Genomic DNA, 1,652 nt, shown 5'->3' with positions numbered 1-1,652 from the left:
CGTGGGACGAGAAATTTCATCCCATGAGACGAAAAAAATCGTCCCGTGAGATGAAAAAAACCGTCCCGTGAGATGAAAGAATTCGTCTCATGGGATGAAAAAAACCGTCTCATGGGTTCTATGACTTATCTTGAGATGCATCAATCATGTGGTTGAGGATTGGGATTTGTATGCGCTTCGTAGACTTTAAAATCGGCCAATTCCAGATTTTCATCTTTAAGCCCATTGTCCGGCCGGTCAGATGCACTTCGCATCTTCCGCCCTAAACTGCGATAAATACCAAACTTGTTACGGATGCTTGTTGCCCCTTTTCTCCATAAGTCAATATCGGAGAAAGACTGGTCGGCAAGTACTTTATTATCACTGATGCGGGTCAACCTGATACGGAATGTACCATGATGGGTATAATGCATCTCGGTTTCAACCTGTATCCATTCGTCTTCAAAGTCGGCAAGTGGCAAGTTGTCTATTATAATCCCTTTGTCAGATGTTTTAGTATCTCCGGTATGGATTACCTGTACACGCTTATTGCCGCCATTCTCGTCACTGCGGGTACTGATGGTGATAAGCGGTGCACCGTTATTGCCTTCTTGCGCTTTGAGTTGATGAAGATGGCAGAACTTTGTGGTAGGTTGAAAACCTTTAGGGATACGGAATTTCCATTCCAACCGTTGCCATTCGTTCCAGTTCCCGTTCAGTCGGTACCAGTTACGATTAGTCTGGCTTTTCATTTCGTTTCGCTGGCGGTCGCTTAATAATCTACCCCGGTCACTGTCCAAAACTTCTGCATTAGCATGGTTCGTGAATTTGAATACATATTGCTGCAAAGCAGAATCAAGATGAACTTCGCAGTGCGTTCCGTCATAATGATCATTCTTTGAGATATTGGGATGTTCGGAGTAATCCCAACCTAAAGCGCGCATATATTCGTGTATAGCATTATAATCTCTTCCGGCTAACTCCGAAGATGCTTGCATGCCGCCTTGAAAAGTATAATCGGAACTTGCAGGAGGAGGTAACCGGGCAGTAGTCTTGTTCTCTAACTTTCCGGAAGCATCCGGATAAGCCCATTGGCTTTTGCCGGTCGGCGCTTGTCCCATGGCGGACAAAGGGAAAAGAAGGCATAGCAGGTAATAAATGTTTCTCATTCTTTCTTATTAATATAATTGATTTGTAGTAGGACAAAGAAAGAGAAAAAAACCGGTCTTCATTATATATATTGTCTCAAATGCTATTATTTATATCTCGAGTCAGAAAAACATTTTATATGCTTATATAAAAGCAAAAGCGGGTGTCTCACAACAACCGCTTTCCAATAAACAATCTATCTTAAATAATTTATGAGGTAATACTATACCTATTGTTAACTAACAGTGGGTTTAAAAATGCCTATAAAATATGTTTTTTAAGTATGACATAATGATACAATAGTTATCCTTTAAGTATATGACAAAGGTATGTGTAATCGCAATACGGAGTTTGCAATATTGTTCCAATTATTATATATATTGTTTCAATTTTCCAATGAAAGGAGAGAGAGGCAAGTATTATGTAATACAAGAATGATATCCGGTTTCTGTAAGTAGCTGTTCATAATTAGTTCATACGATGAATGATAATAGAGCGAAACGGAATCTCAATCCGGTTGCTGC

At 40.1% G+C, this 1,652-nt stretch carries 1 protein-coding gene; it reads right to left on the bottom strand.

The annotated features are described in order from the left end of the window. Positions 1 to 140: 140 nt before the first annotated feature. Positions 141 to 1,148, bottom strand: a complete 1,008-nt coding sequence (locus tag B2Z67_RS05035) for a hypothetical protein (RefSeq protein WP_291528725.1) — start codon at positions 1,146 to 1,148, stop codon at positions 141 to 143. Positions 1,149 to 1,652: the final 504 nt, after the last annotated feature.

Origin of the sequence: Bacteroides sp. UBA939 (assembly GCF_002293435.1) — a bacterium.
Lineage (GTDB): Bacteria > Bacteroidota > Bacteroidia > Bacteroidales > Bacteroidaceae > Bacteroides.
Note: the sequence above shows the minus strand (reverse complement) of the source record. Positions and strands in the feature narration are given on the sequence as shown.